This is a genomic window from Deltaproteobacteria bacterium (assembly GCA_020848905.1).
Lineage (GTDB): Bacteria > Myxococcota_A > Polyangia.
In genome coordinates, this window is sequence record JADLHG010000042.1 from 260810 (window position 1) to 280554 (window position 19745).

Here is a 19745-nt window from a genome sequence, read left to right on the forward strand (position 1 = left end):
CGTGTAGGCGTCAAGGCGAGAGGGCCTCGCGAGCAGGGAGATCGACCTCCGGAACCGGAGGCGACGGGAGCCCTAAAGGCCGAACAGCGTGAGCGCCACGTTGGTGGCGGAGATCCCGAGCGCGGCCAGCAAGGCCGTGCCAAAGCCCGAGAGCTCGAAGTCGTCGAGGAGCTTGTCCGTCACTACCAGCAGCACCGCGTTCATCACCAGACCGAAGACCCCGAGGGTCAGGTACTTCAGCACCACCAGTGGGAAGGTGATGAAGATCAGAACCTTGAACAGCACGAAATTCAGCAGGCCGTACACGCCGGCCACCACGAGGGCGGTCCGAAAGCGGCGCAGGCGCATCCCCGGCAGCACGAGCGCCATGAGGTACACGACCGCAGCCACGATGAGGTATCTCAGGAGCATCGAGACCATGCGCCACCTCCGTCCGGTTGGTCATACGGTGACACAGGGAGGACGCTCCCTCAAGCGGGCCTCGTCCCGAGAGCCTCACCCCGCGGAGAAGAGACGGGCCAGCCGTTCGAGCGGCGGCTCGAGGTTCGGCACGAACGCAGTGCCGGTAATCGCCTCGAAGATCTCGACGTAGCGGCGGGCCGCCTCCATGCGCACGGCGTCGGGCAGCACCGGAGTCGGGCCTTCTCCCCGGAACCCCTGCGCCACGAGGTACCGCCGCACGTATTCCTTGTCGAGCGCGCGCGGGTCGGAGCCGCTGCGCAAAGCCTCTTCGTAGCTCGCCGCGTACCAGTAACGAGAGGAGTCGGGCGTGTGCACCTCGTCCACGACCACGAGCGTCCCCTCGGGCGTGCGCCCGAACTCGTACTTCGTGTCTACGAGCAGCAGCCCCCGCTCGGCGGCGCGGCGAGTCCCGAAGTCGAAGAGCCGCAAGGCCAGCGCCGACAGCTCGGCGAACTCCCCCGCCGTGCACAGCCCGCGCGCCACGGCCTCGTCGCCGCTCACGGGCTCGTCGTGGGCCCCCTTCTCGGCCTTCGTCGTCGGCGTGATGAGCGGACGGGGCAGTCTCTCGTGCTTGTGCAGACCCGCGGGCAGAGCGTGCCCGCAGTAGGTGCGGCTCCCGCGTTCGTAGTGCGTCCAGATCGACGTGCTACTCGAACCGGTCAGGTATCCCCGAACGACCATCTCCACGGGAATCACGCGGCACTCGCGGACCACGCTCACCGCCGGGTCGGGGACCGCGAGGAGGTGGTTCGGCACGAGTTCCCGCGACGCGTCGAACCAGTACGCCGCCACGCCGTTCAGCACCTGCCCCTTGAAGGGGATGGTCCCCACGATCACGTCGAAGGCGCTCAGCCGATCGGTCACCACGATAGTGCGGCGGTCTCCGCGGCAATAGCTATCCCGCACCTTCCCGCGATGCAGCGCACCCGCCCCCGGGAAGTCCGTCTCGTCCAGAGTCAGGCCGAGCCCTTGCTGGAGCACCTCGTCCGTGATCACGGCGCGCTCTCCTTCTCGAGGACCCGCTGATAGATCGTTTCGACGTGGCGCAGGTGGTGCCGCAGGTCGAAGCAGGACGCCACCTCCTCGGCCGTGAGCCACGCGCGGACCCCCGGGTCGGCGATCAGGAGATCCAGGAACTCTCCGCGGCCGGCCTGAGCCGCCATCGCCTGGGCCTGCACGAGCTCGTACGCCGCCTGTCGGGCCAGGCCCTTGTTCACCAGCGCCAGGAGCACCGCTTCCGAGAAGATCAGGCCCCCCGTCTGCTGCAGGTTCCTCTCCACGCGTTCCACGTTCACGTCCAGCCCGTCAAAGAGCCCCGTCGCGCGGTGCAGCATGAAATGGACGATCGTCGTCGCGTCCGGCCCGATCGCGCGCTCGACCGAGGAGTGGCTGATGTCTCGCTCGTGCCACAGCGCCACGTTCTCGAGCGCCGCGCCGGCGTAGCTCCGCACGAGCCGCGCCAGGCCGCAGAGGTTCTCCGAGAGGATCGGGTTCTTCTTGTGCGGCATCGCGCTCGAGCCCTTCTGCCCGCCCGAGAACGCCTCGCCCGCCTCGCCCACCTCCGTGCGCTGCCAGTGGCGCACCTGCAGGGCCATGCGCTCGACCGTCGCCGCGAGCAAGGCGAGCGCGCTGAAGAACTCGGCGTGCCGATCGCGCGGCACCACCTGCGTTGCGCACGGCTCGGGTCGCAGACCCAGGGTCGCCAGCGCCGCGCGCTCCACCTGCGGATCCAGGTTGCCGTACACGCCGACCGCCCCCGCCACCTTGCCCACCGCGATCTGTTCCACCGCGTGACGCAGCCGCTCGCGCTGCCGTTCGAGCTCGGCGAAGAATCCGAGGAAGACCAGGCCCAAGGAGGTCGGTTCGGCGTGGATGCCATGCGTCCGCCCGACCACCGGCAAGCTCTTGAAGTCCATCGCCCGCCGCCTGACGACGGTGGTGAGCGCGTCGAGGGCCTCCAGGATCATCTCACCTGCCGTGCGGAGCTGGATGGCGAAGGCCGAGTCCAGCACGTCCGAGGAGGTCATTCCCAGGTGGAGCCAGCGCGCGGGCTCCCCCACCTGCTCCTCGACGTGCGTGAGGAACGCGATCACGTCGTGCCGCACCCGCTCCTCGAGAGCGACGATGCGCGCGGCATCGACTCGCACCCGCTCGCGCACCGACGCCGACGTGCCGCGCGGTACGAGCTCGCGGGCTTCCATGGCCTCGCACACCGCGAGCTCCACCTCGAGCCAGGTCTCGTAGCGCCGCTGGTCGCTCCACAGCGCGCGCAGCTCCGGACGGCTGTACCGATCGAGCATGGCTACTCCCAGTCGGGATCGCCGCAGCAGCGGTATCCCGTATTCGGCCCGCCTTTGCCCTTCGCGGCGCAGCTGGCGGCCTCGTCCCGGCTCGTGAAGTCTCCCCCCATCGCCACCCCCTCCTCGACCCACTCCGAGACGTTACCGCTCAGGTCGTAGACCTGATGGGCCGAGCGGCAAGAAGGTCGCCCGCCCGCGAGGCCCGGCTTGTCCATCCCGGTGCTGCAGCGCCGCTTATCGAAGGTCTCCCCGTACGGGAAGCGTCCACCGCAGGCGCGGGTCCACTCCGCCATGCTGCAGAGCCTCAGGCCTCGGGCGCGACACGCCGCCCGCGAGGCCGCCACCGTGACGCTCCGCAGCGGTGGCGCCCCCCGCCCGGGGGCCTCGAAACGATCGATGCAGTAGCCGTCCGAGGCGCCTCGCGCCACGTAGGCCATCCCGGCGTAGCACCGACCGCGGTCCGCCTTTCCACTGCCTTCGGACGGCGTGCGAGCGGTGCGGGCTGCGGCCCGGGACGGATCGTCGCTCCCTCCGAGCCGATCGTCCCGCTCGCGCCCCTCGGGCTCCGCGGCGCCTACCGAGCCACCGTCTCCGCGCCGGAGCGTGACGCGCGTATGGGATCCGCCAGCGTCGGACGCACGCCCGGGCATTCCACGATCCGGCGCCGTCGCCCCGAGCCCCCGGGCCGAGACGGTAGGCGTCACCGGCGACGCGTCGGCCTGCTGTCGCCGGAGAGCCTGCTGCTTTCGTTCGAGCTCCTCTCGCTTCTCCGCCTCGCGCTGACCGTGCACGTAGACGATCGTCGCCACGGTGCCCGCCCCCAGAGCCACCATCGCGCCGACGAAGGCCGGCAACGCCCACCGTCGAACGGGCGCAGCACGTCGCGGGACCGCAAGCGTCACCTCTCGCGGGGCGAGCGGCACGGGAACGGCATCCCGATGCAGCACCTCCGGCGCGACCGCGGGGCTCGCCCCGAGAGGCGACGGCACCCCGCCCACACCGGGGGACGAACTCGCCGCCCCCATAGCCCCCGCCTCCGCCCCGCGTCCGGCGAGCTCGGCGAGGGGCGCCGGCATCTCGCCGCTGCCCCCTATCCCTTCGATGACCCCGGCCGCGTCCACCAGGGGCCGCCCGTCCTTCGTCCGCCCGAAGGCTTGCAGCGCCTCTCGCGCGCGTGCCTCCCGGTGGGCCCGCCGCCCGCCACCGGCCGCGTCCAGGTGCGGCAGCTCCGGATCCTGGGCCGGCGCGGCGGAGGCGGCGTTCGCCGCGGCCCCTCGTCCCACCTCGCCGCTCACCGCCATCCGCTGCCGCTGCTCCATCGACGGCCCACGCTCGCTCTCGGGCGCCGCAGCGTCCTCGTCGGCGCCGAGGATCATGTCCATGTGGATCTGTTGCGTCCCCTCGGTCGGCGCGGAGGCCGCCTCCGGGAGCTCCTTCTCGGGGATCGTCGGCCCGCTCTCCGCTGCAAGCAGCGGCGAGAGCACCGCAGCCCGGGGCACGGTCAGGTCCCGGTCAGCGGCCCTGCCCGACTCGGGGTCCCCTCGATCGCCGGCTTCCGCCGCGCGGCGCGCGCTGGCCTCTTCGAACTCGAGCTCGTCCAGCTTGAGCTGGTGCGTGGCCTGCGAATGCTCCTTCCTCGGCGCATCGGCGACCTCGACGCCCTCGTCGTCGGATTGCCCCGCAGAGACGCCGCCCAGCCCCTCCTCCGCCTCGTCGACCTCGAGCTCCTCCAGCTTGAGCTGGTGCGTGGCCTGCGAGTGCTCCTTCGCCCGAGGCGCGGCGTGCGGGTCGGAATTCTCCAGCGGCGCTGCGTGCTCCCCCGTCCCTCCGCCGAGCAGCGCCGACCATTCTCCCTCGGCAGCGGCCATCAGCGCCGGGTCGGAGGCGGTCCCGCCGCGCAGAGTCGTCGGCGCCTCGCCGTGGGAGCTGCCCTCCCGCGGCCCGCGAGCCGGCCGAGGCTCGACAGCGGTCGCCTCCGGCCGAGGGACGCGCATCATGTTCTGGACCGCCGTCGGCCCGTCGAGAGGCGCGCGCTGCGTCTTCTTCACCGCCGTCCGCTCCTCGAGCTCCTCGCGGGCGGGCGGAGCCTCTCCGCCCTTCATCGCCTGCACGACCGCCTCTCCCAGCTCGCCCGCGTGCGCATACCGCTCGTGCGGCTGCGCCGCCAGGGCGCGCCGCAGGACCGTCTCGAGGCCCTTCCGCAGCGTCAGGTCCGCCTCGTCCAGCAGGACTGCCTGCCCTCGGAAGAGCTGTCCCGTGAGCAGCTCGAGCAAGATCGCCCCGGCGGAATAGACGTCCGCGCGAGCGTCGGGGCTCTGCCCGTTGCGTACCTCGGGGGCGTGGTAGAGGAACACGTCCCCCGCCGAGCGCTGGGCCGCGAGGTAGGCCTCCTGCGGCAGCGCGAGCGGCAACGCGAAGTCGGTGATCTTCAGAACATCCGGCAGGATGATCACGTTGTCCGGCTTGAGGCCCCCGTGAACCACCAGGCTGCACGTCTCACCGAGCGCCCGGCAGAGCTGCGTTGCGATCGGCTCCACCTCGGCCAGCGAGAACCTCTGGCCCTTCGTCCGGCGCAGCTCCACGATCTTGCGCAGGCTGAGCCCTTCGAGGAACTGCGTGACGAAGAAGCACCGGTCGCCGTCGCGATCCACGTCGAAGTAGCGCACCGCGTTCGGATGGACCATCTCGCGCAGGCGGCCGATGGTGGTCAGGAACGCGGCGCGCGACCCCTCGTCGGGCAGGAACTCCGCATCCACGAGCTTGAGGGCGACGTCGACCTCGAGCTCCTGGTCGAACGCCTTGTAGACCGTTCCGAGCGGCCCCGGCCCGACGACGTCCACGACCTCGTAGCGCTCGCGCACCACGGCGCCCACCCCGTAAACGGTGGCCCGCGCGGCGTGTCGGCCGGTCTTGCGCAGTTTGCGCTGGAGCTCTGTGAACCGCTCGGTGTCGTCGCGGCGCGACGCCGTCAGGTCCTGGCCGCAGTTGGCGCAGGACTCGGCACGTTCGCCGACCGGACTGCCGCATCGAAAGCACAGCATCGCGACGTCTTCCTGCCGACGGCGTGCGGCCGAGCCCACACCTCGGTCACCCGGTGTGCCCGAAGCCTCCCGAGCCGCGCACCGTGTCCGTCAACTCCTCGACCTCCACTACCACCACGCGCGTCACGGGGGCCACCACGAGCTGTGCGATGCGCATCCCGGGCTCGATGCACACCGCGCTCTTCCCGAGATTCACGAGCGCGACCAAGACCTCGCCCCGGTAGTCCTCGTCGATCGTGCCGGGCGCATTGACCACCGTCAGCCCGAACCGCACGGCCAGGCCCGAACGCGGCCGCACCTGCCCCTCGTGCCCCGGCGGAAGCTCGAGCGCCAGCCCCGTCGGAACCACCTCCGTCGCGCCGGGCTGCACCGTCACGGGCCCATCGATCGCCGCCGAGAGGTCCATACCGGCGGCGCCCGCACTCATGTAGCGCGGCATCACCGCCGACGGTCGCAAGCGCCTCACCCGCATGGTGCGTCCCCGCTCGGGCATGACGCGGCCCTAGACCATGCTCCGGACGTCTTCCGGCGCGGCGTTCAGGGCTTCCTTGCGGCTCAGGCGGATCTTGCCCTCGCGATCGATGTTGATCACCTTCACCACGACCTCGTCACCTTCGTGCAGCACATCTTCCACTCGGTTGACGCGCTTGTGGTCGAGCTCGCTGATGTGCACTAGCCCGTCGGTCCCGGGCAGGATCTCCACGAACGCCCCGAACTCGGCGATGCGCCGCACGCGGCCGCGATAGAAGGCGCCGATCTCGGCCTCTGCCGTCAGCCCCTCGATGAGGTCCATCGCCTTGCGCGCGCTGGTCTCGTCGGCCGAGGCGATGTTCACCGTCCCGTCGTCGGAGACGTCGATCTCGGCGCCCGTCTCCTCCTGGATCGCGCGGATCGTCTTGCCTCCGGGGCCGATGATGTCCCGGATGCGATCCGGCTTGATCCGCACGGTGAGGATGCGCGGCGCGTTGCGCGACAGCGACGCCCGCGGGGCGTCCAAGGCCTCGGCCATCTTGTCCAGGATGTGCAGGCGTCCCTCGCGCGCCTGGGCGAGCGCCTCGGCGAGCACCTCTCGGGGCAGACCCTCCAGCTTGATGTCCATCTGGATGGCGCAGATCCCCTCGCGCGTGCCAGTCACCTTGAAGTCCATGTCGCCCAGGTGGTCTTCGTCGCCCAGGATGTCGCTCAGGACCCGGAACTGGTCCCCCTCGTTGATGAGCCCCATCGCGATGCCGGCCACCGGCGCCTTCACCGGCACGCCAGCGTCCATCAGCGCAAGGCTGCCGCCGCAGACCGACGCCATCGACGAGGAGCCGTTGCTCTCCATGATCTCGCTCACCACGCGCAGCACGTACGGGAAGTCCGCGCCGTCCGGGAGCACCTGCATGAGCGAGCGTTCCGCCAGGTTGCCGTGGCCGATCTCGCGCCGCCCGGGAGAGCCGAAGCGCTTCACCTCGCCGGTGGAGAAGGACGGGAAGTTGTAGTGCAGCAGGAAGCGCTTGGAGTGATCGCCCATCACCGACTCGATCCGCTGATCGGAGCGACCGGTGGCCAACGTCGCCGTGGCGAGCGCCTGCGTCTCCCCGCGCGTGAAGAGAGCGGAGCCGTGCGTCCGCGGGAGCAGTCCGACCTCGCAAGAGATGGCGCGGATGTCGCGCAGTCCGCGCCCGTCGAGACGAACCCGGTCGTTGATCGCCATCCGGCGCACGTACCGCCGCTTGGCCTCGTCGAAGGCTTCCTTCACCTCGTCGATCCGCTCGACGTACGCCTCGCCGAGCTGGCCGAGGAGCCACTCGCGCGATTCCTTCACGGCCTTCGACCGAGCCTGCTTCTCGCGCACCGCGATCGCCTGCGCGAGCCGCGACCCGACGAGGTCGGCCACCATCGCCACGAGCCCCTCGTCGGCCACCTCGGCGGTGAAGGGGCGCTTCTCGCGTCCCACGGCCGCCCGCAACCGCTCCTGCAGCTCGAGGATCGGACGCGCCTGCTCCTGCGCGAAGAGGAGCGCCTCGACCAGGTCCCCTTCGGAAACGAACCGGCAGGAGCCCTCCACCATGACGAGCGCCTCGAAGCTGCAGGCCACAACGACGTTGATGTCGCCCGCCTCCTGCTGCGCCTGCGTCGGATTCGCCACGAGCTGGCCGTTCACCCGCCCAACGCGGATGCCGGCGATCGGCCCCGCCCAGGGGATGTCCGAGATGGTCAGCGCCGCCGAGGAGCCGGTGATCGCCAGAACGTCCGCCGGGTTCTCGCGGTCCGAAGAGAGGACCATCGCGATGACCTGCGTCTCACAGCGCCACCCGTCGGGGAAGAGCGGCCGGATGGGCCGGTCGATCAGCCGGCACGAAAGGATCTCGTGCACCGCGGGGCGCCCCTCCCGTCGGAAGTAGCTCCCCGGGATGCGCCCCGCCGCGTACATGCGTTCGGTGTACTCGACGGTCAGCGGCAAGAAGTCCACGGGCTTGGAGCTCTTGTCGGCCACCGTGGTGACCAGCACGACCGTGTCCCCGTAGCGCACGAGCACGGAGCCGTCGGCCTGCTTCGCAATCTTGCCCGTCTCGATGGAGAGCTCCCGCCCGCCGATCTGAACGCTTTCTCGAATGAACATACGTCTCCCTCTCTTGGGGGGCTCAATGGCCCCCGGCGGCGGATCGCCAGCCGACGCAGCTCGCGGCGCCACGTAGACGCCCCGGAGCCGCGGGCCACGCGGGCTTCGCGATCGACCGAGTCAGGAGTGGATCAGGGCAGGATTAGTCCTTGGCCACAGCTCCCGCGCACGGGAGCTCCGGTCAAAAACTAAGGCCTTGCTCTGTCCACTCTCGAGGCCGTCTCTACCGAGACGAACCCCGTGTCTGCCGCGGGACCTCTTCAGGCCCCGCGGCCACGTTACTTGCGGATGCCGAGGTCGCCGATCACCTTGCGGTAGCGATCGGCATCCTTGTCCTTCAGGTAGTCCAGCAGCCGACGCCGCTTCCCCACCAGCTTGAGCAGGCCGCGCCGCGAGTGATGATCCTTCGCGTGGGTCTTGAAGTGCTCGGTCAGGTGGTTGATGCGCTCGGTCAGGAGGGCTACCTGCACCTCCGGCGAACCGGTGTCTTTTTCGTGGGCGCGGTACTTCTCGATCACGCCCTTCTTCAGTTCCGTTGCCAGTCCCATGGCCAACTCCTTGCCGCGCCAGCAGATCTCTCCACTCGGCGGGTGTATTTGGGCGCCATCGTGGGCCAAGAGGCCCCAGTTGTCAATGGCTTCCTGCGTGCGTGCGCGCCTCGGCCGCCTCGCTGGGCGACGGCCGAAAGACCCGCTGCGGCCAGAGCCCCTCTCCTCGGAAGACGCCGAGAGCTACGAGCTCTCCACCGAGTCTGACCCGCACGAGGCCTGGCTGCGGCTCGGCGGCGACCGGTTGGCCGTGCCGCAGCTTATCCGCCGCCTCGGGCGTCACCTCCACGGCCGGCAGGGCCGAGAGCGCCTCGTCCATGCTCACCCAGGGGAGCTCGCCGCGTCGGTGCCGTTCGGCGAGCCCCTCGAGGGGGACCGCGCGCGACAGGTCGAACCCGCCGCTCCGGACGCGCCGCAGCTCCGCCACCGAGGCGCCGCACCCGAGGGCGCGGCCGAGCTCATCCACCAACACGCGCACGTAGGTTCCCTTGCTGCACGCGAGCTCCACCTCGAAGCGCGGCAGCTCGAATCGCCGCAGCTCGAGGCGCAGGACCTGGACCGGCCGTGCGGCGGGCGACACCTCCTCTCCCCGCCGCGCCCGGGCGTGCGCCCGCTCGCCGTCCACGCGCACGGCCGAGAAGGCGGGAGGCGCCTGGAGCAGCGTCCCGACCCACCTGGGGAGCAGCGCGACGAGCTGCTCCTCGGTCACTCCCGTCGGGTCACCGCGCTCGACTACCTCGCCGTCGGTGTCCAGGGTGTTGGTGCGCACGCCGAGCAGGCCGGTGGCCCGGTATTCCTTCTCCTCTCCGAGGAGCAGTCCGGCGATCTTCGTCGCCTCGCCCACACAGACGGGCAGAACTCCCGTAGCGAGCGGGTCCAGCGTCCCCGTGTGTCCAGCCTTCGGTGCGCCGAGCGCCCGACGCACGGCCGCCACGACCTCGAAGGAGGTCATCCCGCGCGGCTTGTCGACCACCAGGACCCCGTCCACAGGGCTCTCCCGCCGCGCGCGCCTCACGATGCGGACCGCTACGCAATCCCGCCGCCGCCGTTGCCCCCGCCGTTGCGCGGTAGCAGCCCGGCGTCGCGGCAGTACTGCCCGACGGCCTCGAAGACCTGCGCGCGCACCTCGCCCATTCCGAGCGGAAGGGTGCACCCGGCGGCGTTCCGATGCCCCCCGCCGCCGAACTGCTGCGCGATCTCCGAGACGTCGACGGTCCCGCGCGACCGCATGCTCACCCGCACCCCGCCCGGGTCCGGACGCAGGAGCACGGCCACCTCCACCCCGTCGATGCCCCGCGCGTAGTTGATGAAGCCGTCCACCATGTCCGAGGTGCACCCCGTCTCGGTGAGCATCTCCGGGCTCACGGTGAGCGAGGCGGCCATCCCGTCCCCCGCCACCTGCAGCGTTCGCAGCACGAGCGCGAGCAGCTCGAGCTCCCCCTTCGGCCGCGTCTCGTAGATGTGCGAGGCGACGCGCCAGGGGTCCACCCCGACCTCGAGGAGCTCGGCGGCCACGCGCATCGCCTCGGGGTCCGTGTTCTGGTACCGGAACGACCCGGTGTCCGAAAGGATGGAGCAGTAGAGCGCCTCGGCCACCGGCACCGTCAGCTCCACCGCCAGGTAGGAGAAGACCCGGTGCAGAAGGACTCCCACCGCCGCGGCGGACGGGTCGCGATAGACCAGATGTCCGAGCGAGCCCTGCGTCTTGTGGTGATCGATCACGAGCACCGTTCCGAGCAGGTGCCAGGGGGGCTCTCCGCCGGGAAACATGCGGCTGTCCGAGCAGTCGAGGACCACCGTCACGTCGCACGGCTCGGCAGGAAGCGCGCTCGTAATGCGTTCCGACCCCTCGAGGAAGCGAAAGCGGCGGGGGATCGGGTCGGGGTTGTATGCCACCACCGTCTGACCGCGTCCCTCGAGCGCCAGCGCCGTGGCGACGATGCAGCCGACGGCGTCCCCGTCGGGGCTCGGGTGCGAGGTGACCAGGACGCGCCGCGCGCGCGCGATGGTGTCGCTCACTCGCCGAAGCATCGCGTCAGTCATGATCCTCCTCCTTCTTCGTCTGCCCGAGCTCCTTCAGGATCGCCTCGATACGGGCTCCCGTGGCCACCGCCTCGTCGAGCTCGAAGCGCAGCTCCGGCGTGTGCCGGAGCGAGACGCGCCGGCCGAGCTCGGCGCGCAGGAAGCCGCTCGCCTGCTTCAGCCCCGCCAGGACCTCTTCCGCTTGCGCCCGCTCGCCGTTCACGCAGACGAACACGCGGGCCACCCGCAGGTCCCCGGAGGTCTGCACCCCCGTCACGGCCACGAGCGCAGCCTTTTGCACGCGGGGGTCCCGCACGCGCGCGGGGACCAGCTCCGCCAGGGCGCTCTGCAGCATCCGGTTCACGCGTGCGATACGTTCGCCTTTCACGCGTCCCACCCTCCGGGCGGAGCGTGCTCCTCGTCGAAGTGGAGGACCTCGCTCTGCCGGTCGAGAATCTGCGCCACGTAGAGCTCCTCGACGAAGGTCACGAGCTCGTCGAGCATCTCCTGGGCGTGAGGGGCGCTATTGCTCACCACCGACATGCCCAGGGAAGCCCGCTGCCAGGTGTCGCTGCCACCCACCTCGGCCACCGCGACGTTGTACTTGGCGCGCAAGCGGTCCACGATGCGCCGCACCCCCTGGCGCTTGGTCTTGAGCGACCCGCTCGCGGGAAAGAAGAGATTCAGGCGGCAGACGCCGACCACCATGACGCCCGGCTAGTGAAGCGTCGCGGTGACTTCCTCGATGTCGTAGGCCTCGACGACGTCCCCCACCCGGATGTCGTTGTAGCCGTCGATCGAGAGACCGCATTCGTAGCCCTGAGCCACCTCGCGCACGTCGTCCTTGAAGCGGCGCAGCGACCCCACCTTCCCTTCGTAGATCTTGATGTTGTCCCGGAAGAGGCGCAGGTGCGCCTGGCGCGTGACCTTGCCTTCGACCACGGCGCAGCCGGCGATGGTGCCCATCTTCGGGATGGTGAACGTCTCGCGCACCTCGACCCGACCGAGAGGCTTCTCCTTCCGCTCCTTGGGGAGCAGCCCCTGCATCATCGACTTCACGTCGTCGAGGAGCTCGTAGATCACGTCGTAGATGCGCACCTGGACGCGCTCGCGCTCGGCGAGCTGGGACGCCTTGCCGGCCGGACGGACGTTGAAGCCGAGGATCACGGCCCCCGCGGCCTTCGCCAGATTGATGTCTGTCTCGTGGATCCCGCCCACCGCCGAGCTGATCACGTTCACCGTGACGCGCTCGGTGTTGAGCTTGGCGAGCGCCTCCTTGATGGCCTCCGCCGAGCCGTGGACGTCGGTCTTCACGAGCAGCTTGAGCTCCGTGACCGCGCCGCTCTGGATCTGCCCCAGGATCTCCTCGTAGGTCTTGCTCGCGCTCGCTCCCGCGAGCTCCTTGCGCCGCGACTCGTTGCGACGATGCTCGGCCAGCGTGCGCGCCGCCTTCTCGTCCGCCACCGCGTTCAGCACGTCTCCGGCGTCGGGCACTCCCCCGAGCCCGAGGATCTCGACCGGGGTGCTCGGTCCGGCGGACTTCACCGGACGACCGCGGTCGTCGAGCAGCGCGCGCACCTTGCCCATGTGCTCGCCGGTCACGACGATGTCGCCGACGTTGAGCGTCCCCTCCTGGATCAGCACGGAGCACATAGCGCCGCGCGCCCGGTCGAGGCGTGCCTCGAGGATGATCCCCTTGGCCAGCTTCGCCGGGTTGGCCTTGAGCTCGAGCACCTCGGACTGCACGAGGATCGAGCTCATCAGCTCGTCGATTCCTTTGCGCGTCTTGGCCGACACGTCCACGAAGATCGTGCTGCCGCCCCAGACCTCGGGGACCAGCCCCCGCTCGGCCACCGCGTTCCGCACCCGCTCGGGATTCGCGTCGGGCTTGTCGCACTTATTGACCGCCACGATGATCGGCACCTTGGCGTCCTTCGCGTGGTCGATGGCCTCCACCGTCTGAGGCATCACGCCGTCGTCCGCCGCCACCACCAGCACCACGATGTCAGTGCACTGGGCGCCGCGGGCGCGCATCTGCGTGAAGGCCTCGTGACCGGGAGTGTCGAGGAAGACGAGGTCCCCGCCCGTCTTGGTAGACACACGGTAGGCGCCGATGTGCTGCGTGATGCCGCCCGCCTCGCCCGCCGCGACGTTCTCGTTCCGAATCGCGTCGAGGAGCGAGGTCTTGCCGTGGTCGACGTGGCCCATGACGGTCACGACCGGCGCGCGGTTCGCGAGATCCTCGGGCTGATCGACCACCTCCTGCAGGACCTGATCCTCGCGGAAGGTCATGTCGGCCACTTCGTAGCCGAACTCGTTCGCCAGGAGGCTCGCCGTGTCGGCGTCGATGGCCTGGTTGATGGTGACGTTCGTCATGCCCATCGCCCAGAGCTTCTTCACCACCTCGGTCGACTTCACGCCCATCTGGTGGGCGAGCTCGCCCACGCCGATCGCGTCCTCGACGCGGATCACCCGCTTGTGCTCGGCGGGCGTCGTGATCTCCGTCTTCTTCGACTTCTTGCTCGACGTGGTCATGACCCGGCGCTTCTGGCGCGGTCCGCCGGGGCCGGGGCCACGCGACGGCCCACCGGGCTTGCCGAAGGCCGCGCCGCGCGCGTACGCCTCCTTGCCCATCATCTCGCGCCGCATGGCGTTGCGCCGCTCGTCGAGGTCCGTGATCACCACCTTGGGACGCGACGGTCGGTTCCCGGCCGCCATCAGGCGCGCTGCCGCCTCGGCTGCCGACACGAGCTCGGGCTCTCCGCCGGTCCCCGCCGCGGCTGCCGCGGCTGCTGCCGCTGCGGCCTGTTGCGCGGCCTTGCGCTCGAGGAGCTTCTGGGCCAGCGGCCCGCCCGGCTCGTAGCCCGGGGCGTAGCGATGCTGGGGGCGCGGAGGCGCTGCCGTCTGACCGGCTGCGACCGCGGCCGGGCTAGGGGGCAAAGCTCCCGTGAGCGGGCGCGGCGTGACTGCTGGCGACGGCGGCTTGGGTGCCGGGGCCGTGCCGAGGAGCGACGCGGGCAGCGGCGGGAACTCGGAACCCGGCGCCGCGGGGGGCGCCTTGGGGGCCGCCTCCACGGGGGCAGCCGGGGGCTCCGGCTTGGCCGCCGCGGTGACCTGCGGCTCGGGTTCCGACGGCTCGACCTCTTCGACCCGCGGCGTCTCGGGCTCCGGCTGGACCTCGCGCTCCACGGGCGGCGCGGCTTCGATCTCATCCTCGCGCTCGAGGTCGCTCTCCACCGGAGGCCGGACCTCGCGCACCTGGGGAGCCGCCTCGACCACCGGGACCTCTGCGCGCTCGACGACCCGCTCGCGGGGGGCCGGAGGGGCGACAGGGCGTGCCTCTGTCTCCGCAGGGGCCTGCGCCTCGGCCGCGGGGACCGCGCCCGTCTTGGAGCGACGCCGGATCACGGTGGCCGTGATCCGCTGCACCTCGCGGCTCTGCTGGCGCTCCTTCTCTATGGCCCGCCGGACCCGCTGGACGTCGTCCACGTCAATCAGGCTCATGTGGTTCTTCACGTCGATCCCGAGACCGCGAACCTTCGCCAGGAGCTCCCGGTTGGGAAGCCCGACTTCCTTAGCGATCTCGTAGACCCGGACCTTCTCGCCCTTGCGCCCGTCCCGATCGCTGTCCGTGATGCTCTGCCGTCCCTGCATCATAAATCCTCACGTGTCCTGCCACGGGGCGTGGTCCAAAGCCGCGCCATCCGCTGCCGGGCGGTCCCGCCGCCCCTGACTGCCTTCGGAGCCTTTCGGCCTTCCAGTCCTCACACCCGCAGTCGCCTCACCGGGCGACGGCTCTGCGTCCACACGAACCCTCCCGTCGCTAACCCACTCCGGAGGCTTTCCGCTCAGCCGCCGCACGAGCAGTCTGCACCTCGCGCTGGAGGTCCGCACCGCTCCGCGCCGGCACACGCCGCCGAAACGCCCGCGCGAAACCTCCCCGTGCTCCGGCCTGCTCCAGGCAGGTCACGCTGGCGCAAGCGTAGGCTCCACGTCCTCGCCGCCGCTGCGCCTCGTCGAACCGAACCCCCCCGCCTCCGTCCACCACGAACCTCAACAGCTCGGCCTTCGATCGCACGACGCGACAGCCCACGCAACTCCGCTGCGGCTCGGTCCGCGCCATGCGTCCCACTCACAGGGCTTCCTGCTCCGTCTCGAGCGGCACCACCGGGAGGTCCTCCGTCGGGTCGATCTGCGGCTCCGGGGCCCGCGGATCCAGCTCGCCGAGATAGATGCGCACCGCCCAGTGCAGCCGTCGCGCCCGGCTCGGGGTGAGCCCCGCCGCCTCGCCCAGCCGCGTCATGTCGTGCTCCTTGGCGATCTGCTGCACCGTCGCGTAGCGCTCCTTCAGCCGCGCGGCGAGCTCGGGCGTCATCCCCATCACCGAGAGCATCCGCTCCTCGTCGCTCTTCTGTCCCTCGAGAGCCAGTCGCTGGCGCTCCTTCTCGGCCCGCTCCTTCTGGAGCTGCATCGTCACCTTGGCCGCCTCGATCACCCGTTCGGCGGCCTCGAGCCCGCCCATCCCCGGGATGGAGACCAGCTCCTGCGCCGGGGTGGCCAGCACCTCCTCGGCGGAGCGCCACCCGAGCTTGAACATGGTGTCGGCGAGATCGGGGCTCACGCCTTCGATCTCGGCCAGCGACCGCTTCGCCCGCTCCTCCATCTCGCGCACCTTGCTCTCGCTGTGGATGTCGATCCTCCAGCCGGTGAGCTGCGACGCGAGCCGAACGTTTTGCCCCTTCTTGCCGATGGCGAGCGAGAGCTTGTCGTCGGGGACGATGAGCTCCATCTTGTGATCCTCGGCGTCGATGAGCACGCGGGAGACCTCGGCCGGCGCGATGGCGTTGCAGACGAAGCGCGCGGGGTCCTCGTCGAACGGCACGATGTCGATCTTCTCCCCGCGGAGCTCCTGCACCACCGCCTGGACGCGCGAGCCCTTCATACCCACGCACGCACCGACGGGGTCCACGTCGTAGTCGCGCGAGGAGACGGCGATCTTCGCGCGCGCTCCCGGCTCGCGCGCGGCCGACTCGATGCGCACGATCCCTTCGTAGATCTCGGGGACCTCGTTCTCGAAGAGCCGGATGAGGAGGCCTTTGTGCGTCCGGGACAGGATCACCTGCGGTCCGCGCGCCGCGCGGTCGATCTCGACCACGTAGGCGACCACGCGATCCCCCACGCGGTACGACTCGCGGGGGACCTGCTCGCGCACGGGCAGGATCGCCTCGGCGCGCCCCAGATCCACGATGATGTTGCCGCGCTCGAAGCGCCGCACGATGCCGTTGATCAGCTCGCCCTTGCGGTCCTTGTACTCGTTGTAGATGTTCTCCCGCTCGGCCTCGCGGACGCGCTGGATGATCACCTGCTTCGCGGTCTGCGCGGCGATCCGGCCGAAGCCCTTGCGCTGGTTCCCGATGGCCAGGAGCTTGCCGTACTGTTTCTCCTGGTCGTCGGCCTTCTCCGCGTCCTCGGGCCGGTAGAACACCTGGAAGAGGAGCTCGTCGCCCACCTCCGCCTCGAGCCCCGCCTCGCGCGCCTCGCCGGCGGCGATCTCGCGGCCCGGAACCTCGACCTCCTCGACCACGTTCACGATCTGGAAGAGGTCCACGGCCCCGGTGTCGTCGTTGTAGTGCGGCTCGAGCTCGAACTGGGGTCCGAACGTTTTCTTGGCGGCGGTGACAATGGCTTGTTTCAGAGTCTCGATCAGAACCTCGCGATCGAGACCCTTGTCCTTGCCCACCTGCTCGATGACCATGTTCAGATTCGGCTGCATCGTCGTCGTTCCTTGGCTTCCTGCCTCACAGCTCCTCATCGAGCGCCGCCCGCCGCAACCCCGACAGCTCGAGCTCGAAGAGTCGACCGTCCACGTCCACTGCCACCACCCCGTCCGCCACCCGCTTCACCGTCCCCGAGAAGGCCTTCCTCCCGTCCACGGGGACGCGCATCTCCAGCTTCACCCGCCGCCCCACGCACCGGCGGAAGTCGCGCTCCTTGCGGACGCGCCGCTTCACGCCCGGAGACGAGAGCTCGAGGCGATACGCGCCCTCGATCACGTCCTCCACGTCGAGCACCGCCCCGAGCTGGCGACTGGCTTGCTCGCAGTCCCCGTGGGTGACCGTCGAGCGCCCGAACCCCGCGCCCTCCTCACCGGGGGGCTGGGGATGATCGATGAACACCCGGAGGATCCATCCCGCGCCGTCCCGCACGTACTCGAGGTCCACGAGCTCATACCCCACCGCCGCCAACCCCGCCTCACAAATCTTGAAAAGCTCGCTGACATCCACCATGGGGTGCGCTCTCCGCCTCCCACAACGCCCTAAGCCCGCCCGGTCAAAAAAAAAGTGGGCCGACCGATGGGGGGCCCACTGGCACTACTTCCCACCTAACTACGGAGAGTGGCTAGCACAATGGGCAAGCCATTGCAACACGGAAAAAGGCCCACGCCACCGAGCGCTACGCGCGAGCAGGCCACGGCATAGCACATCCGGGCGGCGCCAGCGCGCGTCCTGTCGCTACACGCCCGACAGATCCCGCCGATGGGTAGGCTACCAGCGCGGTGCATCGCGGGGAGCCGGGCGGGTAAGGAGGATGGCACGTGGGGCTCCGACTCGGCCAGCGTTCCGACTGGGCTCCTCCCCCCGGGGCAGGCAGTGAGGCGCCCAAGGTCCCCGCCGCCCCGCGCAGCCCGGGGTTTCGCCTCCCGGCAGCCGCAGGGCTGGCCTCGGCGCTTCTCGGAGCCGTCGTGCTCCTCGGCTGGGCCCTGGAGCTCCCCCGGCTGAAGTCAATCTTGCCCGGGGCCGTCACCATGAAGCCCAACACGGCCCTCGGGTTTCTGCTCGCGGGCCTGGCGCTGACGCTCCTGTCGGGCGCGCCGGCCCGCTGGGCGCGCCGGACGGCGCAGGTCCTGGCGTGCCTCCTGCTCGCCCTCGGGCTGCTCACGATCCTCGAGTACGCCGCGGGGCTCGACCTGCGAATCGACCAGGCGCTCTTCCGCGACGAATCGCACCCCGCGCACACCCTGGTCGCCGGCCGGATGTCTCCCGCCACCGCGGTCTCCTTCGCGCTCCTGGGCGCCTCTCTGCTCCTCGCCTCCCAGGCCCGCCTGGCCCTCCTCACCGAGCTTTTCGCCCTATTTCCGGGGCTTCTCGGCCTCGTGGCCTTCCACGGCTACGTCTACGGAGTCCCGAACCTCCACGGGGAGGGGCTCATCACCTACGTCGCGATCCACACGGCCACGGGCCTGCTCTTCCTCGCGGTCGGAACACTCCTCGTGCTCCCGCACGGCCACGTGCGACGCCACTTCTCCGAGCAAAGCCTGGCCGGAACGCTCGCCCGGTGGTCCCTCCCGGCCGCGGTGCTCGTCCCCGCCCTTCTCGGCTGGGCCAAACTCCTCGTCGAGGGGCTGGGCCTGGTCTCGCCACGGACCGGCACGGCCCTCCTGATTTCGACCCAGGTGGCGCTCATGCTCTGGCTGGTCTGGCGCACGGTCCGCCTGGCGGCGCGGCTCGAGGGGCAGCTCCGCGTGGCGGGGCGAATGGCCGCGGTGGGCACCTTCGCGTCGGGGGTGGCGCACGAGATCAATAACCCCCTGACGTACGTGATAGGCAACGTGAGTCTCGCGGCCGAGAGGATGCCCGAGCTCGTAGTCCAGCTCGAGAGCGCCATCGGCACCTGCGACGCCATCCACGACTGCCCGGCGATCCAGAAGTCCCGGCCCGTCTGCCGCGCGGTGGCGGACAGCCTGCGCGAGACCGAGGTCTCACTCCAGGAGGCCCAGCAGGGCGCGGAGCGCGTACGCCAGATCGTGCGGGACCTGCGAACGTTCTCGCGCGCGGAGGACCCCGGGGCCCAGATCCCCGCCGCCGTGACCCCGGCTCTGCAGGCCGCGGTGAATCTCTGCCGGAACGAGCTCCGCCACCACGCGCGGGTCGTCGAGGAGTACGAGCCGTCGCCGCTCGTCCTCGGCAACCCGTCCCGCATGGGACAGATCTTCGTCAACCTGCTCTCGAACGCCGCGCAGGCCATCCCCGAGGGGCACGCCGAGGCCAACGAGGTGCGCGTGCGCTGCGCTACCGACGACGAGGGCTTCGCCGTGGTGGAGATCTCGGACACGGGAGGTGGCATCCATCCGGAGCACCTGCCGCGCATCTTCGACCCCTTCTCCACCACCAAGCCGGTGGGGCAGGGAACCGGCCTTGGCCTCTCGATCTGTCGCAGCCTCGTGGAGGAGCTCCACGGGACCGTCGACGTCCAGAGCTCCCCCGGACACGGAACGCGGTTCCGGGTCCGCCTGCCGCCGGCGTCACCGGCCAAGGCCGGTGAGCTCGGTGGCCCAGCCACGGGGGCGCGGCGGCCAGACCCCGTCGCCCCACCCGCGGTCAGGAAGCGGATCCTGATCGTCGATGACGACGCGATGGTGGCAGGGACCCTGCGCCGCGTCCTCGGCCAGGAATACGAGCTCACGCTCTGCGCCGGGGGAAAGGAAGCCCTGACCTTGCTCGCGTCGGACGCTCGCTTCGACCTCGTGCTCTGCGACCTGATGATGCCGGAGACCTCCGGGGCGCAGGTCTACGACGCCGTTGCGACCCGCCACCCGGAGCTGCTCCGGCGCTTCGCCTTCATCACCGGCGGCGCCTTCAGCGGGGCCGCCCGCCAGGCGCTCGAGCGTGCGCCCGTCCCCTGCTTTGAGAAGCCCTTCCAGGTGGACGCGCTCCGGGAGCGCGTGCGCCAGCTGCTTTCCTGAGGCCTTCGAGGGGCGTCCTGGGGT

At 70.5% G+C, this 19745-nt stretch carries 16 protein-coding genes; 1 reads left to right on the top strand and 15 read right to left on the bottom strand.

Annotation, left to right across the window (positions count from 1 at the left end):
* Nucleotides 1–72: 72 nt before the first annotated feature.
* The 15 genes from IT371_18215 to IT371_18285 all read right to left on the bottom strand — a co-directional run bounded on the left by IT371_18215 (nucleotide 73) and on the right by IT371_18285 (nucleotide 17265).
* Nucleotides 73–420 (bottom strand): phage holin family protein, encoded by a 348-nt coding sequence (locus IT371_18215; protein ID MCC6749606.1) that lies wholly within the window; start codon nucleotides 418–420, stop codon nucleotides 73–75.
* Between the two features lie 75 nt (nucleotides 421–495).
* Complete coding sequence (locus tag IT371_18220; GenBank protein ID MCC6749607.1) at nucleotides 496–1455, bottom strand: phosphoribosylaminoimidazolesuccinocarboxamide synthase; 960 nt, start codon at nucleotides 1453–1455, stop codon at nucleotides 496–498.
* Complete coding sequence (locus IT371_18225; GenBank protein MCC6749608.1) at nucleotides 1455–2762, bottom strand: adenylosuccinate lyase; 1308 nt, start codon at nucleotides 2760–2762, stop codon at nucleotides 1455–1457. Before IT371_18225 ends, IT371_18220 begins: the two co-directional genes overlap by 1 nt.
* A gap of 2 nt (nucleotides 2763–2764) precedes the next feature.
* On the bottom strand, nucleotides 2765–5803 hold the full coding sequence (locus tag IT371_18230; protein ID MCC6749609.1) for a protein kinase: 3039 nt from the start codon (nucleotides 5801–5803) through the stop codon (nucleotides 2765–2767).
* A 46-nt stretch (nucleotides 5804–5849) separates the two neighbouring features.
* Nucleotides 5850–6296, bottom strand: coding sequence for a dUTP diphosphatase (gene dut, locus IT371_18235; protein MCC6749610.1), 447 nt, complete (start codon nucleotides 6294–6296; stop codon nucleotides 5850–5852).
* A gap of 9 nt (nucleotides 6297–6305) precedes the next feature.
* Complete coding sequence (pnp, locus tag IT371_18240; protein MCC6749611.1) at nucleotides 6306–8408, bottom strand: polyribonucleotide nucleotidyltransferase; 2103 nt, start codon at nucleotides 8406–8408, stop codon at nucleotides 6306–6308.
* A gap of 278 nt (nucleotides 8409–8686) precedes the next feature.
* Complete coding sequence (rpsO, locus tag IT371_18245; GenBank protein MCC6749612.1) at nucleotides 8687–8956, bottom strand: 30S ribosomal protein S15; 270 nt, start codon at nucleotides 8954–8956, stop codon at nucleotides 8687–8689.
* Nucleotides 8957–9038: 82 nt separating this feature from the next.
* Complete coding sequence (gene truB, locus IT371_18250) at nucleotides 9039–9908, bottom strand: tRNA pseudouridine(55) synthase TruB (protein ID MCC6749613.1); 870 nt, start codon at nucleotides 9906–9908, stop codon at nucleotides 9039–9041.
* A gap of 74 nt (nucleotides 9909–9982) precedes the next feature.
* The gene (locus tag IT371_18255) at nucleotides 9983–10999 is read right to left on the bottom strand and encodes a bifunctional oligoribonuclease/PAP phosphatase NrnA (protein ID MCC6749614.1); all 1017 of its coding nucleotides are present in this window, start codon (nucleotides 10997–10999) and stop codon (nucleotides 9983–9985) included.
* On the bottom strand, nucleotides 10992–11366 hold the full coding sequence (gene rbfA, locus IT371_18260) for a 30S ribosome-binding factor RbfA (GenBank protein ID MCC6749615.1): 375 nt from the start codon (nucleotides 11364–11366) through the stop codon (nucleotides 10992–10994). Before rbfA ends, IT371_18255 begins: the two co-directional genes overlap by 8 nt.
* Nucleotides 11363–11686, bottom strand: coding sequence for a DUF503 domain-containing protein (locus IT371_18265; protein ID MCC6749616.1), 324 nt, complete (start codon nucleotides 11684–11686; stop codon nucleotides 11363–11365). The genes rbfA and IT371_18265 overlap by 4 nt, the downstream gene beginning before the upstream one ends.
* A 9-nt stretch (nucleotides 11687–11695) precedes the next feature.
* Nucleotides 11696–14632 (bottom strand): translation initiation factor IF-2, encoded by a 2937-nt coding sequence (gene infB / locus IT371_18270; protein MCC6749617.1) that lies wholly within the window; start codon nucleotides 14630–14632, stop codon nucleotides 11696–11698.
* A gap of 169 nt (nucleotides 14633–14801) precedes the next feature.
* A complete protein-coding gene (locus IT371_18275; GenBank protein ID MCC6749618.1) occupies nucleotides 14802–15071 on the bottom strand; it encodes a YlxR family protein in 270 nt (89 codons plus the stop codon).
* A gap of 39 nt (nucleotides 15072–15110) precedes the next feature.
* Entirely contained in the window at nucleotides 15111–16751 is a 1641-nt protein-coding gene (gene nusA / locus IT371_18280; GenBank protein ID MCC6749619.1) for a transcription termination/antitermination protein NusA, read from the bottom strand.
* Nucleotides 16752–16776: 25 nt separating this feature from the next.
* Complete coding sequence (locus IT371_18285) at nucleotides 16777–17265, bottom strand: ribosome maturation factor RimP (protein ID MCC6749620.1); 489 nt, start codon at nucleotides 17263–17265, stop codon at nucleotides 16777–16779.
* Between the two features lie 308 nt (nucleotides 17266–17573).
* On the opposite strand from IT371_18285, the gene IT371_18290 reads away from it, so the two are divergent.
* Nucleotides 17574–19721, top strand: a complete 2148-nt coding sequence (locus IT371_18290; GenBank protein MCC6749621.1) for a hybrid sensor histidine kinase/response regulator — start codon at nucleotides 17574–17576, stop codon at nucleotides 19719–19721.
* Nucleotides 19722–19745: the final 24 nt, after the last annotated feature.

Bases quoted from the DNA above. Each gene is read 5' to 3' on its own strand.
- IT371_18215 (MCC6749606.1), bottom strand. From the start codon at position 420: ATGGTCTCGATGCTCCTGAGATACCTCATCGTGGCTGCGGTCGTGTAC.
- IT371_18225 (MCC6749608.1), bottom strand. From the start codon at position 2,762: ATGCTCGATCGGTACAGCCGTCCGGAGCTGCGCGCGCTGTGGAGCGAC.
- IT371_18230 (MCC6749609.1), bottom strand. From the start codon at position 5,803: ATGCTGTGCTTTCGATGCGGCAGTCCGGTCGGCGAACGTGCCGAGTCC.
- dut (MCC6749610.1), bottom strand. From the start codon at position 6,296: ATGCCCGAGCGGGGACGCACCATGCGGGTGAGGCGCTTGCGACCGTCG.
- pnp (MCC6749611.1), bottom strand. From the start codon at position 8,408: ATGTTCATTCGAGAAAGCGTTCAGATCGGCGGGCGGGAGCTCTCCATC.
- rpsO (MCC6749612.1), bottom strand. From the start codon at position 8,956: ATGGGACTGGCAACGGAACTGAAGAAGGGCGTGATCGAGAAGTACCGC.
- truB (MCC6749613.1), bottom strand. From the start codon at position 9,908: ATGACCTCCTTCGAGGTCGTGGCGGCCGTGCGTCGGGCGCTCGGCGCA.
- IT371_18255 (MCC6749614.1), bottom strand. From the start codon at position 10,999: ATGACTGACGCGATGCTTCGGCGAGTGAGCGACACCATCGCGCGCGCG.
- IT371_18265 (MCC6749616.1), bottom strand. From the start codon at position 11,686: ATGGTGGTCGGCGTCTGCCGCCTGAATCTCTTCTTTCCCGCGAGCGGG.
- infB (MCC6749617.1), bottom strand. From the start codon at position 14,632: ATGCAGGGACGGCAGAGCATCACGGACAGCGATCGGGACGGGCGCAAG.
- nusA (MCC6749619.1), bottom strand. From the start codon at position 16,751: ATGCAGCCGAATCTGAACATGGTCATCGAGCAGGTGGGCAAGGACAAG.
- IT371_18285 (MCC6749620.1), bottom strand. From the start codon at position 17,265: ATGGTGGATGTCAGCGAGCTTTTCAAGATTTGTGAGGCGGGGTTGGCG.